This window comes from Ekhidna sp. (assembly GCF_040220215.1).
Lineage (GTDB): Bacteria > Bacteroidota > Bacteroidia > Cytophagales > Cyclobacteriaceae > Ekhidna.
In genome coordinates this window covers 781,414-796,083 of record NZ_JAVJTR010000016.1, presented here as the reverse complement: position 1 = coordinate 796,083, position 14,670 = coordinate 781,414, and the positions used below count along the sequence as shown (strand labels likewise).

At 40.0% G+C, this 14,670-nt stretch carries 16 protein-coding genes and 1 riboswitch; of the genes, 4 read left to right on the top strand and 12 right to left on the bottom strand.

Going from position 1 to position 14,670, the window contains the following annotated elements; genetic code table 11:
• Window positions 1–17 precede the first annotated feature (17 nt).
• From metH to RIC88_RS12365, 3 genes are read right to left on the bottom strand one after another with little or no spacing between them, the layout of a single operon-like run.
• Entirely contained in the window at window positions 18–2,711 is a 2,694-nt protein-coding gene (gene metH / locus RIC88_RS12375) for a methionine synthase (protein WP_350217846.1), read from the bottom strand.
• Window positions 2,708–3,061 carry a four helix bundle protein gene (locus RIC88_RS12370; protein ID WP_350217845.1) on the bottom strand — a complete coding sequence of 118 codons (354 nt, stop codon included), beginning with the start codon at window positions 3,059–3,061 and terminating at the stop codon, window positions 2,708–2,710. The genes metH and RIC88_RS12370 overlap by 4 nt, the downstream gene beginning before the upstream one ends.
• A 6-nt stretch (window positions 3,062–3,067) precedes the next feature.
• Entirely contained in the window at window positions 3,068–4,096 is a 1,029-nt protein-coding gene (locus tag RIC88_RS12365) for a homocysteine S-methyltransferase family protein (protein ID WP_350217844.1), read from the bottom strand.
• Window positions 4,097–4,141: 45 nt separating this feature from the next.
• A riboswitch (SAM riboswitch) is annotated at window positions 4,142–4,253 on the bottom strand.
• Window positions 4,254–4,312: 59 nt separating this feature from the next.
• Between RIC88_RS12365 and RIC88_RS12360 the strand changes: the two genes are divergently transcribed.
• Window positions 4,313–5,218, top strand: coding sequence for a Ppx/GppA phosphatase family protein (locus tag RIC88_RS12360; protein ID WP_350217843.1), 906 nt, complete (start codon window positions 4,313–4,315; stop codon window positions 5,216–5,218).
• 76 nt (window positions 5,219–5,294) lie between these two features.
• Here the strand turns inward: RIC88_RS12360 and RIC88_RS12355 are convergent, their stop codons facing one another.
• The 8 genes from RIC88_RS12355 to RIC88_RS12320 all read right to left on the bottom strand — a co-directional run bounded on the left by RIC88_RS12355 (window position 5,295) and on the right by RIC88_RS12320 (window position 11,187).
• A complete protein-coding gene (locus RIC88_RS12355; protein WP_350217842.1) occupies window positions 5,295–5,417 on the bottom strand; it encodes a hypothetical protein in 123 nt (40 codons plus the stop codon).
• 88 nt (window positions 5,418–5,505) lie between these two features.
• Complete coding sequence (locus RIC88_RS12350) at window positions 5,506–6,237, bottom strand: hypothetical protein (protein ID WP_350217841.1); 732 nt, start codon at window positions 6,235–6,237, stop codon at window positions 5,506–5,508.
• A gap of 195 nt (window positions 6,238–6,432) precedes the next feature.
• Window positions 6,433–6,792: a hypothetical protein gene (locus RIC88_RS12345; protein WP_350217840.1), complete on the bottom strand. Its 360-nt coding sequence runs from the start codon at window positions 6,790–6,792 to the stop codon at window positions 6,433–6,435.
• A gap of 53 nt (window positions 6,793–6,845) precedes the next feature.
• The gene (locus RIC88_RS12340; protein ID WP_350217839.1) at window positions 6,846–7,073 is read right to left on the bottom strand and encodes a hypothetical protein; all 228 of its coding nucleotides are present in this window, start codon (window positions 7,071–7,073) and stop codon (window positions 6,846–6,848) included.
• On the bottom strand, window positions 7,070–7,792 hold the full coding sequence (locus tag RIC88_RS12335; RefSeq protein ID WP_350217838.1) for an N-formylglutamate amidohydrolase: 723 nt from the start codon (window positions 7,790–7,792) through the stop codon (window positions 7,070–7,072). The genes RIC88_RS12340 and RIC88_RS12335 overlap by 4 nt, the downstream gene beginning before the upstream one ends.
• A complete protein-coding gene (locus RIC88_RS12330) occupies window positions 7,768–9,027 on the bottom strand; it encodes a carboxylate-amine ligase (protein ID WP_350217837.1) in 1,260 nt (419 codons plus the stop codon). Before RIC88_RS12330 ends, RIC88_RS12335 begins: the two co-directional genes overlap by 25 nt.
• A 2-nt stretch (window positions 9,028–9,029) precedes the next feature.
• Entirely contained in the window at window positions 9,030–10,475 is a 1,446-nt protein-coding gene (locus tag RIC88_RS12325; RefSeq protein WP_350217836.1) for a RimK family ATP-grasp domain-containing protein, read from the bottom strand.
• Complete coding sequence (locus tag RIC88_RS12320) at window positions 10,453–11,187, bottom strand: C39 family peptidase (protein ID WP_350217835.1); 735 nt, start codon at window positions 11,185–11,187, stop codon at window positions 10,453–10,455. Before RIC88_RS12320 ends, RIC88_RS12325 begins: the two co-directional genes overlap by 23 nt.
• Before the next feature lie 58 nt (window positions 11,188–11,245).
• Between RIC88_RS12320 and RIC88_RS12315 the strand changes: the two genes are divergently transcribed.
• Both RIC88_RS12315 and RIC88_RS12310 read left to right on the top strand, forming a co-directional pair.
• Window positions 11,246–11,818 (top strand): RNA polymerase sigma factor, encoded by a 573-nt coding sequence (locus RIC88_RS12315; protein WP_350217834.1) that lies wholly within the window; start codon window positions 11,246–11,248, stop codon window positions 11,816–11,818.
• A gap of 43 nt (window positions 11,819–11,861) precedes the next feature.
• A complete protein-coding gene (locus tag RIC88_RS12310) occupies window positions 11,862–12,071 on the top strand; it encodes a hypothetical protein (protein WP_350217833.1) in 210 nt (69 codons plus the stop codon).
• Between the two features lie 114 nt (window positions 12,072–12,185).
• On the opposite strand, the gene RIC88_RS12305 is transcribed toward RIC88_RS12310, so the two are convergent.
• Window positions 12,186–12,977, bottom strand: coding sequence for an RMD1 family protein (locus RIC88_RS12305; protein WP_350217832.1), 792 nt, complete (start codon window positions 12,975–12,977; stop codon window positions 12,186–12,188).
• Between the two features lie 80 nt (window positions 12,978–13,057).
• Here RIC88_RS12305 and RIC88_RS12300 point away from each other — a divergent pair, with 80 nt between their 5' ends.
• A complete protein-coding gene (locus RIC88_RS12300) occupies window positions 13,058–14,563 on the top strand; it encodes a tetratricopeptide repeat protein (RefSeq protein WP_350217831.1) in 1,506 nt (501 codons plus the stop codon).
• The last annotated feature ends 107 nt before the right edge of the window (window positions 14,564–14,670 follow it).

Genomic DNA, 14,670 nt, shown 5'->3' with positions numbered 1-14,670 from the left:
TCAGACAGGGGGGAATCCTATTTGTAATTCAGATTTGGCGAGAGCCATTTTTCAACCTCCTCTACGCTCATTTGTTTTCGTATTGCATAATCTTCCACTTGATCCTTACTGATTTTCCCTAGTCCAAAATATTTAGATTCAGCGTGTGAAAAGTAGAACCCACTGACGGCAGCTGTGGGGTACATGGCATAAGATTCTGTTAGTATAATGCCTGTGTTTTTCTCCACTTCCAGTAATTCAAAAAGAGTTTTCTTCTCCGTGTGATCCGGGCAAGCAGGGTAGCCGGGTGCGGGACGTATGCCTTGGTATTTTTCCTTTATCAAATCCTCATTTGACCATTTTTCGTTAGCAGCATATCCCCACAGTTCTTTCCTTATTTTTTCATGCATCAATTCTGCAAATGCTTCCGCCAATCGATCAGCCAAGGCTTTTGCCATGATCTCTTTGTAATCATCATGTTCCGCTTTATATCGCTCAACCAGTTTTTCCAATCCTACGCCTGCTGTTACAGCAAACCCGCCCATATAGTCTTCGTTCTCCGGACTTATAAAATCCACCAAAGAGAGATTAGGAACGCCTGGTGCTTTTTTGCCTTGTTGCCTAAGGAAATGGAATTGCTTGTCATGATTTAAGATGTCAACGTCATCTCCATTACGTCGAACCTTGAATAACCCTGCTACGCCATTCGCCTGAAGGGAGCGGTTCTCGATGATTTCATCAAGCATCTCCTGTGCTTCACTGAAAAGTTTCTTTGCTTCTTCACCTACTGTCGGGTTCTCAAAAATCGTCGGATATTTCCCCTTAAGCATCCAGGTGGAGAAAAATGGAGTCCAGTCGATGTACTTTCGGATTTCAGATAAATCATAATCGTTAAATACCGTAATACCTTCTTTCTTAGGCTTAAGGATTGATGACTTACTCCAATCAATGGGAGCAGGATTTGCTTTAGCCTGATCGTAAGATATATAGCTTTTCGTTTCTGTTCTGGAGGCATGATCAGCCGCCAAAACTTCATATTCCGATTTAATTCGCTTACTGAACTCAGTCGACCTATCGCTTAATAAGTTAGTAGAAACACCAACACTTTTGGATGCATCCAGGACATGAATTACGGTTTGATCATACTTTGGAGATATTTTGACCGCCGTATGAATTCGGGAAGTTGTTGCCCCACCTATCAAAAGCGGAGTTTTCATTTTTCTTCGATTCATCTCTTCTGCGACATTCACCATCTCGTCCAGCGAAGGAGTGATCAGCCCACTCAATCCAATGATATCTGCACCAATTTCCTCTGCTCTGTCTAATATTTTATCAGCCGGAACCATCACTCCCATATCCTCGATATCAAAGTTGTTGCAAGCCATCACCACACCTACGATGTTCTTTCCAATATCGTGTACATCGCCCTTTACTGTAGCCAGCAAAATTTTTCCTTTGGTATTTCCGGAAGCTTTTTCTTTTTCTAAATATGGTGTCAAATAAGCTACCGACTTTTTCATCACTCTTGCACTCTTTACCACCTGAGGGAGAAACATCTTCCCACTTCCAAAAAGGTCACCAACTATATTCATGCCGTCCATTAAAGGTCCTTCGATCACCTGTAAGGGGCTATTGTATTTTGCTCTTGCTTCCTCCGTATCTGCTTCAATAAAATCCACAATTCCTTTCACCAACGCATGTGACAGTCGATCTTCCACGGTGGCTTCACGCCAACCGAGATCTTCTACTTTTTTCTTCCCTCCTCCTTTTACATTTTCAGCAAAAGTCAACATTCGCTCTGTAGCATCATCCCTCCTATTAAGGAGTACATCTTCAACATGTTCAAGCAAATCTTTTGGAATCTCATCATACACTTCGATCATTCCGGCGTTGACGATACCCATATCCATCCCGGCTTGAATGCCGTGATAGAGGAATGCTGAATGCATCGCTTCTCGCACCACATTATTGCCACGAAACGAAAATGAAACGTTACTTACTCCTCCACTTACTTTAGCACCGGGTAAGTTTTCTTTGATCCACTTAGTTGCATGGAAAAAGTCCAACGCATTATTGTTATGCGCCTCAATGCCAGTAGCTACCGGGAAAATGTTCGGATCAAAAATGATATCATGTGGAGGGAATTTTACCACATCAACAAGTATTCGATAACTCCTTTCGCAGATCTCAATTCTTCGTTCAAAGCTATCTGCCTGGCCCTTTTCATCAAAGGCCATCACGATTACTGCCGCGCCATATCGCTTGACCTTTTTTGCATGGTCAATGAATTCCTTCTCGCCCTCTTTCAAGCTAATAGAATTCACTACACCTTTCCCTTGCACACATTGTAGACCCGCTTCAATGATCTCCCATTTAGAGGAGTCAATCATTATTGGTATTCGAGCGATTTCAGGTTCAGAAGCAATCAAATGAAGGAATTTAACCATGGCTTTTTTTCCATCGAGCATCCCCTCATCCATGTTCACATCCAGAATCTGCGCTCCTCCTCTAACCTGATCAAGTGCAACCTCAAGTGCCTCGTCATATTTATCTTCTATTATGAGTCTTGCGAAGCGCTTGGAACCTGTTACATTGGTGCGTTCACCGACATTGACGAAGTTGGTGTGCTCGGTTACGATTAGTGGTTCTAAGCCGGAGAGTACAAGTGGCTTCATTTCTTGAGTCAACGGCTGTCCGTTTACAGTCGACTGATATGCTGTTGACCTGCTCATCGTAACCCCTTCTTTAAAGCCTGTATCATTACAATAATTTCTTCCGTTTCCTCGTAAAATCTATCAAAATCAGATTCGGAAATAATATTTCTTCTCTTACCTACATACAAGCATGAAACTACCTCGATACCAGACCTTTGCGCATAGCCCAGAAACTTTGCGAATTCTTTGTTGGACTGCCCAGTGGATCCTTCAGCAATATTTAAACAAATTGAATCAGTGGCTCTTTTTAACTGAGAGGTAAGGATAAATCGCTCCTCTGTTGGAAACTTTTTTGTTAGTTCGTCAACATCTCCAGTCAGTTCTAATGCCCTTTGCCAAACTCTTAAATTTTCAAACTTAAATGCCATAGTATTTTAGTTAACAGCCAAACCGTCGACAGTCGACTGTTGACTTTTAATTAGCCGAGGTTGATATCTTGCCGCCAAAGCGCTAATTTCTGCAATATGCTCAGGAGTGGTACCACAGCAACCGCCAACAATATTCACTAATCCTTCTTCTAAAAACTCTTTGATCTGATCCGCCATCATTTCCGGTGTTTCATCGTACTGACCAAATTCATTGGGTAAACCTGCATTGGGATGAGCACTCACAAAAAAGTCAGACTTATCTGATAATATTTTAAGGTATGGCCGAAGCTGAGCAGCACCCAAGGCACAATTCAACCCTACACTCAATAAATCCATATGAGAGATTGAAATCAGAAACGCCTCTGTCGTTTGTCCTGAAAGTGTTCTGCCCGAAGCATCTGTAATCGTTCCCGAAACCATTACAGGAATTTCTATTCCTTTTTCATCCTTTACATCTTCGATGGCAAAGAGTGCAGCTTTTGCGTTGAGCGTATCAAATACGGTTTCTACCAAAAGCATGTCTACCCCTCCTTCAATTAATGCCTCAGCCTGTTGCTTATAGGCAACTCTCAATTCTTCGAATGTGATGGCCCGAAAACCAGGGTCATTTACATCCGGTGAAAGAGATGCTGTTCTATTGGTTGGTCCCATGGACCCGGCTACAAATCGAGGTTTCTCAGGTTCTTTCTTGGTGAACTCATCAGCCACTTCTTTGGCGATTTTGGCAGATTGATAATTCAACTCATAAACCAAATCTTCCAAACCGTAATCAGCTTGTGCAATAGTGGTACTGGAAAACGTATTGGTTTCTGCTATATCAGCACCAGCCTCAAAGTACTTGCCGTGAATCTCTTTGATGATATCCGGACGGGTAATAGAAAGCAAGTCATTGTTCCCTTTCAATGATTTGTCATGATCCTTCAATGACTCATTTCGAAAGTCCCCCTCCTCGAGCTTATGACGTTGAATCATGGTACCCATGGCTCCATCGAGCACCAAGATTTTTTTATGTAAAAGTTCAGTTTGTTTCTTCATTCTCTGGCTTAAAGCTTACTTACCAGAGAAAGTTCCGATTGGATTCGCTCATCTCTCCCGTCACTGCGGGCTGGGAAGTAGCACCGGAAATCACACACTGGCGATCAGGTTGCTAAGACGTCATCGGGCCCAATCCCTCGGTCTTTCTTGATAAGTATTGCAAATATATGTGTTTTTAATTCCCAGCAATAAATAGGATGTTACCTTTATCTTAAGATGAAGTTAGCAGCGATTGACATAGGTTCCAATGCGGTTCGATTACAGATAACGAGAGTGCTGGAATACGAAAAAGTGATCACATTTAAGAAGCTGGAGTACGTTCGGTTTCCTCTACGTTTGGGTCATGACGTATTCTCCGAGGGTAAGATCAGCGATTATAATGAGGGACGATTTTTTAAGTTAATGACAGCTTATAAAAACCTGATCGATTTGTATGATATAGATGCCTACTATGGGTGTGCCACTTCTGCCATGCGAGAGTCCGAAAATGGTAGAGAAATCGTGGATCGGGTGTATAAAGAGCTTGGTATCGAGCTTCAGATTATATCAGGAGAAGATGAAGCAGAAATGATCAATAAAGTGATCTTGCAAGGGCTTGATAATGACCATTACATTCATATTGATGTGGGTGGTGGTAGCACGGAGCTAAACATCTATGAAAATCATCAAAAAGTGTATTCCAGATCTTTTAAGCTAGGATCCGTTCGAATTCTAGAAGGTAGGGATACTCCTGAGAACTGGAATGAAATGCGCGATTGGGTGGCTAAATATGCATTCAAAAAAGGTGAAAAAATTACAGCAATTGGTACAGGGGGTAACATAAACAAGTTGTATGAGCTCTCTAACCCTGAAAAGAAGACACGTAAAATGTCTCTGAAAACTTTAATGCGAACACAAGATGTTCTTAAAAATTTGACCCTGGATGACCGGCTAAACAAACTGCAATTGAACCCGGACAGAGCCGATGTGATTGTGCCTGCATCCGACATTTACATAGAGGTCATGAAGTCGGCTAAAGCAAAAAGCATTATCGTTCCTGATGTTGGATTGAAAGATGGGATCAATTATCATTTGTATCAAATGCATCATCCTGAAAGCGAGAAGGTGTTTGTGAAGAATTGATTTCTGTCAACTGCTTTCACATACTAATTTAGGAAAGGCAATCAGGAAAAAGGATTAATCCATTCTCCTGACTTATTCAACCTACCTCATCACTGTCCGGCTCCATTTCAGCCTGCTTTTCTGTTTTACCACTGTGTACCAGAAGGCTAACGAATACAAGTGAAATCAAAGCAGTCAGGATCAACATTATTCTAGACATCTCTTTTTTTATAGTATGACGAACCAATTAAAAAAAGTCACAAAAAAAGGAGACTATTGGTCTCCTTCTTACAATTGATCTATTCTGGTTATTCTAACATTTTCTGAATGGATTCAGCCCTTGCTTTTGCAGGTACATAGCCCAATTTTATCGCCTCTTTGTAGTAGCTCAATGATTGCTCCAAAGTTTCCTTTTTCCTTTTAGGAGCAAATTCAATTCGTGAAGCCATCAACTCTAAACCCTCTCCTTTTGCGTAAAATGTTTCTGCCTCAGAAAGTGTTAGCTTTTCATCTAACTCTGCAACTTTATCCTGAGCCTCATCCAGACTATTTTCATTGTAATTAAGTGCCACTTGAGTATCTAAAAGTTGCTCCCTCGTTAATTTCACTTCATCTTCAAGATTTGCATTTTTTAACTTGTATTCCTCAACACTAATTTGAAGAATGGCAATTTGATCACCCTGCTCTGCAATTTGCTTTTTCAATCTTTTAACCTGAATTGCATACGCAGCTCTAGTTTTTTCAAGCTCGGCAATGGTCCATTCTGCTTTTTGAGTGTACTCATTCAGACTTTTCATTCGTTGAATGTAGTCCTCCTCGTTAAGACCTGTTTCTAAATCAACAGCAATCATCTTTCGATTTTCATCAATCGAATCCATGTACATACCTACCTGGCCCAATAAAGCCACTGCATACCTATGCTCTTCCACTACCTGAAGTAGTGAATCTACTGTGCTCGTTTCCTGCAACTGAGCCTCTTCCTGCATTTTGCTACATCCAGCTATAACCAGCATGGAAATAGCCATCAATTTTAATTTCATCTAATTTTTGGATTTTATTTAGCGATCAGAAAAGGAACCGACAACCCAAGGATTTAACCCTGAAATTGCCGGTTATATCACCTACCTAATCACTGATAATAAGACGGAGCGTTTGTGAAAGGTCACATTAAAAATCAAAGAATATTTTTAATAAATACAAAACCTATATGAAACTACAAAAACCTTCCTTCTCTCTTATTTTGCAGTAAAAGAATAGGTGTCTTCTGAAGTAGTTAGTGTGAGTGAAGATTTGGTGACTGTTACCATGGCTACCTCATAATCCTCTGGCATACCATCGTCATCAACCTGCCAGTTGATCGAAGTTTCATTACTATCTGTCCAGGACCAATTTCCTTCTATATCCATTGTCCCATCTTTATCAAAAAATTGATGTGTTCCATTTTTGTAAAATGTAATATCAAATTCGGCTGACTGTCCTTCCCAAGCCCGGCTTAATAGTTCAGTCTTTGTGAGCACAACGACCTCTTCTTTCTTCTTATCGCAAGCCGCTAGCCATCCAAGGCCAATTAGCATTGCCATTATCTTTAAATTCATACTTAATTGATTGTTTATGCAATTAGACGTTGCTATTCTTGAAAGTCACAAACTCAGCACTTCTCCTCCTCAATCAACTCATTTAAAGCCTTCATCAGGACTTCTGACCGGTCTTTTGCCGAGTTTCGATCGGGCTCTTCTCGAATTTGGCTGATTAAACCTTGTATCCTGAGGTACCAGCTCAAATCAGGTTCCGTCTCTTTTTGATCGCACTGATGGTTCTTATGCATTGCAATAAGCTCCAGACACTCTTCAATCAATAAGGTCTTGTCTATTTTCATTGCATCTGAGGTTCGTGGATATTAAAATCTTTCAAAACCATCTCTAATGTTTCGGTTAATGTACGAACAAAATCATCTCCCTGAGCGCTCAACGCCCATTTTTGATTGATTTCAATTTCTACACCCATATATTGATCCGCAGAGAATTTCGTCCGTAAATAGGTAGTGAAGCCGTCATCAGACCCTTTATAAGGTACATTTTTCAGCACATCAAAACCTGGTAACGATTGGTTTAGTTTTTCAGTCCAGGCTTCACATAAAGTACGCTCCGATGATCTTTCTTCATCATAAAGCAAACTCACATCAATTTTTCGCTCATTTCCCTCCCATATGGGAGTGAATGTGTGCATAGAAAGGTGAAGAACTGGTTTAGTGACAATTTTCTCACCGATGTACTTCTCCACCATATTTCGATAGGGATGATAGTATTGCTGAAGTATAGACTCTTGTACATTCGGTTTTAACTCTGATGTAAACTCCGAGAATAAACTCGGATTGGATAAGCTGCGGTTGCACTCTACCAGCAACCGGCTGATGCGAGTTTCGAAGAGTTTTACTCTAAGTCCATCCGAAAGCTGTTCTGCAAATGAAAGTGCTCCTTCATCAATCCCCCTATGTGAATGAAGGACATGCTTAGCATCTTTAAAAAGATGTTGATAGGGTTTCGGGATTTCATTTCCCGCATGCTCACAGGTTACAACGATATGGACTTGTCGCATGGCTCAAAGAGTTTGTTTTCCTCCAGGTTCTGACTTAACTCCTGATAAATCAATTTCAGATTTTCTTTACCGAATTGACAGTTGGCAACTTCCAATATCCCTTTAGCTAAAGAACCCCGCTCAAACAACTGATTCAATGGCTCAACCCAATGATTCATTTCCTGCGGATAGTGTTTTACACACTGCTCCATCAGATGCTTCCATATATCGAAAACGGGTGCCGTGGTTACGTTCATTCCTAAAGTTTTAAGATACTCGGCATTCGCAATGGTCGTGTCACTACTGGTCTTGATACACTTCCTTAAAATTTCGTACAGAGGATCCACCTCCCAAATTTGCTGATCATGAAAATCTGTCATCTTACCATCGGAAAATAACCTGATGGAATTGATTACCAAAGCGGCAATGGCCAGGTCTGCTTTTGGACATTCCTGTATATCCATGATCCTGATTTCAATCGATCCCCGATCAAAGCGGGCGATAATCCCTCTCGAGTTCACCCAAACCGGTTCCAAAATATCATTTGGATCGAATGGCTTGATTTGCTTTGCAATTCGATCATAAATCAATTTATGATACTGATGTTTTGAAGTCACTCGTTCCGGCACCACCTTTCCAACAATGCTCTCAAATCGCTTTTGGTTGTTTTTATAATAAACCATCCGCTTATCATGGTATTCCGTGAAGGCTCCATCCAGAATTGGTGAACTGGCAGTAAGTCCAGGTATAATCGGCAAAATCAACCTTGCAGCGGTGTGCAGTTTTGCAAACTCTTCATCATCATAAAAAGGTAAATTGAGGTGAATGCTTTGCAGATTGGACCAGCCATGACCCTGACAATCGAACAACTCATTGTATTTCTCATAGATTTCTGAGTTTCCGTGAGGCCACAAAAACGTCTCCTTTCTCGGATTCATCCATGGGTGAGCCGCCGTTGGCATCAGTCGCGCATTGAATTTCTTCAAACGCTCATTGACTTCCAAAATGTTTTTATGTAAATCACTCTCCAGCTGAACAAGGTCTGCAGTTGGGGTAGTACACTTCAGCTCTACGACATGCAAAACCAACTCATTGGACCAGCTAACTGATCCATTCGCAAACTCTTCACCATATTGACCCAGCACCTCTTTCAGAAGTTCGTCAGCTATTGGTTTAACATCAAGGGTATCTCTATCTACAATCATGTATTCCAGCTCGATACCATATCCCTGGAACAGGTGTAATCTCTTGCTCATAATTAGTGTGATAAAACTATCTTCATCATGTGCGACATGATTTTTTCGTATAAATCCATGTTATCCACTTCATCCTCAATACCTGATTCAATACTTGGGTTGTCATTGATTTCCACGATATAAAACTTGCCGTCTACTTCCTTGACATCCACTCCATAAAGGCCATTCCCGATCAATTTTGTAGCCTTAAGTGAAATGGCAATTAGATTTTTTGGTGCCATGTGAACAGGGAATGTCTCGCTATCACCGAGCCGATCCTTGTTCTTTGATTTCCAATCTATGATCTGCCAATGGTTCTTGGCCATAAAGTATTTGCATACATAAATCACTTCCCCTCCTAATATCCCCACACGCCAGTCAAAAGAAGTTGGCATAAATTCCTGTGCAATCATCAACTCGGTTTGCTGAAAAAATTCCTTGAGAAGCGTTTCCTGCTCCTCCTTATTCTTCACCTTTTTTACACCCTTTGAAAAAGCACCATCCGGTTGCTTTAATACGTATGGAAACTCTAGATCAATTGCCTCGTGCCTGTTTTTTTGAATAATAACTGACTTGGGTGTTGGGATATTATTGGCTGCCAGAAGCTCGTTTAAGTAGACTTTATTGGTACACTTAAGAATTGAATTTGAGTCGTCAATAACCGCCAGCCCTTCATATTCCGCTCTCCGCGCGAAGCGAAATGTATGATGGTTTACATTGGTCGTTTCACGAATGAAAAGTGCATCAAATTGAGTGAGTTTACCATAATCCGCTTTGGTGATAAACTCTGTGCTGAATCCAACCTTGTCTGCTGCCTTTACAAATTTCTGCAAGGCCTTAGAGTCAGACGGTGGGTTCGGGTCATCCTGATTTACAAGAATTGCTAAGTCATATTTCTTGCGCTTATAATTCTTGCGGACGATTTTCTTCCCAGTCAAAAATAATTTTAAAGACTCCATTAATTCCTCCCTTTCGGCATCCGAAAGATCTTTGAGGTTTAACGGCTTCAAAGACTGCAACTGCCACTTATCTTTTTTGATAAATGAAGCTTTTTGAATAGGCATCTGAAACAGGTTGAACATCAGCTGGCTGATCCTTGATAATGCCTGATTGTTATTCGTACCCAGGTAAATATTAAACTCAATTTTATCCTCTTTTGTGGCTACATCCAGTACATCCTGAATAAGCTTATCAAAGTCCTGCGCATCTTCCCGGGCCAGGTTCGGCAACTTAAAATCCATGAGTGTTGATGTGACCGGCAAAGATTTATGACCCCTGGCCTCTGCTAAGAGCGAGATGTAGTATCCTTCAGACTGATACTGATAACTCTTGCACAGGTTGATCACTTTCACATTTTTTTGCTTCGCATATTCCTCGTCATTGATGTAATCAGATGGCGAGACAATTTGAACACCTTCTACATTTAGTGTCCATTTTTCAGGATTTTCAGTTACTATTAATCGCTGCATGTTTTTTAGGTTGGATGATCAAGAGGTTAGCATCGTAAGTTACAATTCCCAAAAGAATTGCATTTACTACCCGTTGAATCTTGACTGCATAATATTGATTTGTATCACTAATAGGATTGGGATCTAATGGATCCGCTATGAGCACTTTTCCTTCTACTTCATCATAGTCACTAAGTACCACAAAGTGACCGCTGGGCTCTCCTTTGGTGTCGTGATAAACGTTTGTTTCACCAATTTCGCGTGAGCTCTGGTACAGATAAGTTGCGCTAAGACCTGTCAAAACCGGTATCTTATTTTGCAAAAAATTCTTTAATAACTCCGGGCTCAATTCATCGAACTTGAGTTTTCCTCCTGCTTTCAGGAATGCAAGATATGCCTCTGATGCCTGAGCCATACGCTTCGTTTTTTTATAGCGCAATTGCTCTTTCAGCTTTTCGGCTATATCCACATCTTCATTAAACCATGTCGGATCAAAAACCTGTAAATTGTTAGTATAAATGGTGGTTTCATAACCCCTTCTAAGAGCGTGATTTGCAAGCATTACCGCAAGCGTTCCTCCACCGGTCACCTGCTTCACTTCATCAATTACCTGATCAAGATTTAGCTGATCATTGTAAAAATTGTAAACCGCATGAAGGCACGTTGGCCCACAACTAACGTCAGTCGGCTGTGGTAGAATCTTCAAATATTTCTTTTCTTCCTGCAAAAGCATGGATGTTATTATTTATATCTTGGACGCTAAATATTTGATAAGTCACATCTTTTTTTCAATGAATAATCCGTCCGATAAACTGAGCGATGAAGAACTTGTACTGCGAATGAAAAGCGGTGACAATCGCTATTTTTCAGTTTTCGCGGATCGATACGAAAAATACATCCTGACACGATGCAAGTCGTATGTAAAAGATGCAGATTCGGCAGAGGACCTTTCACAAGAGGTGATGATTAAAGTGTTTTTGCAGGTGGCTAATTTCAGAAAGGAGGCCAAGCTTACAACCTGGCTGTTTAGCATCATTCACAATACCTGCATTGATTATTTAAGAAGTAAAAAGAAAAGGACACATGATGTGATCTCTGAAAAACTGGCCGATGAGGTTTTTGAGATCGTAGATGCTGATGAAGAATTGACGGAGGAGAAAACAGTGGAAATACTGGAAACCCTTTTGGATCAGATGACCCCTGAAGGTAAACTGATTTTACTTTTGAAATATAAGGAAAAGCACTCCATCAATGACATTCAAAATTCATTGGGCCTTTCCGAGAGCGCCGTAAAGATGCGACTCAAGCGTGCGAAAGAAATGCTCAATAAGCTTTATGCAGAGCAGCTCAAGCAAGGCAAGTGACTTTTAATCGATTCTCCGTCTGAATGTTAAGAATAGACGGAAAATGAATCAATCCAAAACGCCATATTATGATCAAATCCAATTATTGATTAATGAGATGGATATTATACTGGCAAATCTTCAATCCGAAAGTGTGCGGAGCAACGCTAACCTGAGAGACTTGTCAATGAGCCGAATCAAAGAGATTCAACAAAAGATTCATGATTTAAAAATCAAAAGAATAGCGAATGATATGACTATTCAGTCAATCTGATTTAGATAAAATTAGCCAGAAGCATTTCTTAACCCACCCCCAACCTCGATGCGTCGAACCGCTCCATGGAGGGGAGTTAGTTCACCTTTTTGATTTATCTCAGTTAAGATCTGATCAAATAAACTTGGCGATCATCATATCAATCACTTCGATCACGATCAATATGATAATGATCCATTCAAGTCTGCTGCTTTCTCTGTGGTTATTATAGGAAAGGTAGACATCCAGGTTGTCTCCAATGATCTGAAGCGTGTTTTCCAATGCCCGATAGCGCTGGGCCAACTCAAAATGTTTTACGAGTTGTTTGTGAAGCTGATCTAGAAACTCGTCCTCCCATGCAATTTCCGGGCTATCCAGAATATATAAATGTTGCGCGATGGTGTTTTTGGTGGTCAAAGTCGTACCAATGAATCTCAAAGCCTTCCGCTTACTCAATAGTATGCGACCTTTTATTCTCATCAGATCAGTATGACCATTAATCTGATGTAGAATTTGTTCACCTAGGATGGTATAATGATCCAGCGCCACTGTCTGTGCCAGGTTCATCATCACCATTTTATTTACTGAATGATCAAAACGACCAATTTTACTCTCTTTGAAACCAATTTGGATTTTTTTGTCATCAACAAATGTCACCTCCAAATCATCCTCTACCAGGTTTGTTTTAGCATTTGTGCTGAAAGGTGCAATGCGATTTATTTCCCATTGTATGTCTCCTTTCGATACATTGGCAAAGACTACCACTCCATAGCTAAGTAGAAAAAAATACTGACCTTCTCCCGTCTGATAATAAAGTTCTGATGAACTTGATGAAATCAGATTATCCGGATATTCCGTCCGGTAAGCTAATAGATCAATTTTGTCAGCTACTAAATAAGCTGTGTATATCAGTTTCTTTTCTGCCATAAATGTTGTGCTAAGTATGGGACGAATAGAAATGGAAAAGTCACACATCTAAAACCTGATTTACTATTTTTATACAAGGTATGCCGCAGTTCAAATTAAAATATGCCTTGTTAGTCTTGCTACTTTTTTGTGTATGGAACAGCAATGGCCAGGTGAATAACAGAAATATGCTGGACTCAGCCTATGAAGAAAATAACCCTCATGTTGTTCTGAAACTTCTTAGTGAAGTACATTCACCTGACAACCTCCCAGATAGTTTAAAAACTGTATACCTCCTTACAAAGGGTATTGCTTTTGGTAAACTTGGCATTGAAGACTCAGCACTATTTTATCTAAACAGGTGCCTGAAGATATCCACTAACAGGGATTACCATTACTTTATAGCTCGGGCCGGCAATGCGAAGGGCTTAGTATTTTTTCATTTTGGAAGGTATGAAGAGGCTATTCAAACCTATCAGGAAGCCCTCATTGTTGCCGAGAATAGTAAATTCCCAAAAGAAGAATCGACCATTTTGGGAAACATGGGTGGCGTATATTTTCAGATGAATGATTACCTGTCAGCAATTAAGTATTCTACCAAAAGCTTAGAAATTGCAAAAGAATTGTCAGACATTGAAAATATGGCTTATGGGCACTTGAGATTAGCAGTAGTTTATGAAGAAATTGATAGTCTAAATCTTAGCCTTTTTCACAATTCCAACGCAAGTAAATATGCTCAAACGCTTGAAAACTATGTTTTGCTGACTTATATACAGAAGACGCTAGGTAATATTCATAAAAAACTTGGTCGACTGGACTCCTCCTTATATTATCATAAAAAAGCACTTGAATCTGCTAAACTAGAGGGTGAAACAGAAAATATCGCAAGCACAACTCTTGAAATAGCACGAGTATACCTTGAGAGTAATAATCTTGAAATGGCCGAAAAAGAAACACAGGCAATTTTGCATTTAGCACTAGAAAACAGATTTCCCCTACAATCCAAACATGCACATGACATTCTGTACCAAATAGCTTTGAGAAAAGGGAATTTCGAAAAAGCACTCGCAGAAAGAAATCAATACATTTTGGTAAATGATTCTTTAAATGCAAAAGAAACGAAAGAACGAATTGCTGAGATGGAAATTAAGTATGAAACTGCAAAAAAGGAAAAGGAAATCATTGAAGCTAATGCCGAGATTGAGAGAAGAGAACGATTTCAAACATTTCTTTACATCATCATTGGAACGATTCTACTTTTTAGTCTAATTGCTATTTTACTTTTAATTCAACGATTCCGTCTTAAAAAAGCGTTACTATTTCAGGAAATAGATACGCTTCGGGCTCAAATCAATTCCATTTTTGGCGTAGGCTCTCAGAAAATAAATCTCACCCTTGATCAAATCAACGAGGGATTATTTAAGCCTCTTTCCGAAAGGGAATTTGAAATCCTGAATGAAGCAATTTCTGAAAAGACCAATAGTGAAATTGCCGATACGGTATTTGTTTCAGTCAATACTGTAAAAACACATCTTAAAAATATCTACATAAAGCTTGGTGTATCAAATAGAAAAGAAGCTTTGGAAGCACTCCTTTCTAAATCATAGTTTTTAGAGCTAAAAGCATTTTTTTCTTATAACTACCCGAGGGGGTAGGTCAAAATCACCCGGGGTGGGTGAAACAAAAAATTCATCAATTTGTGAGCTTGGCATTC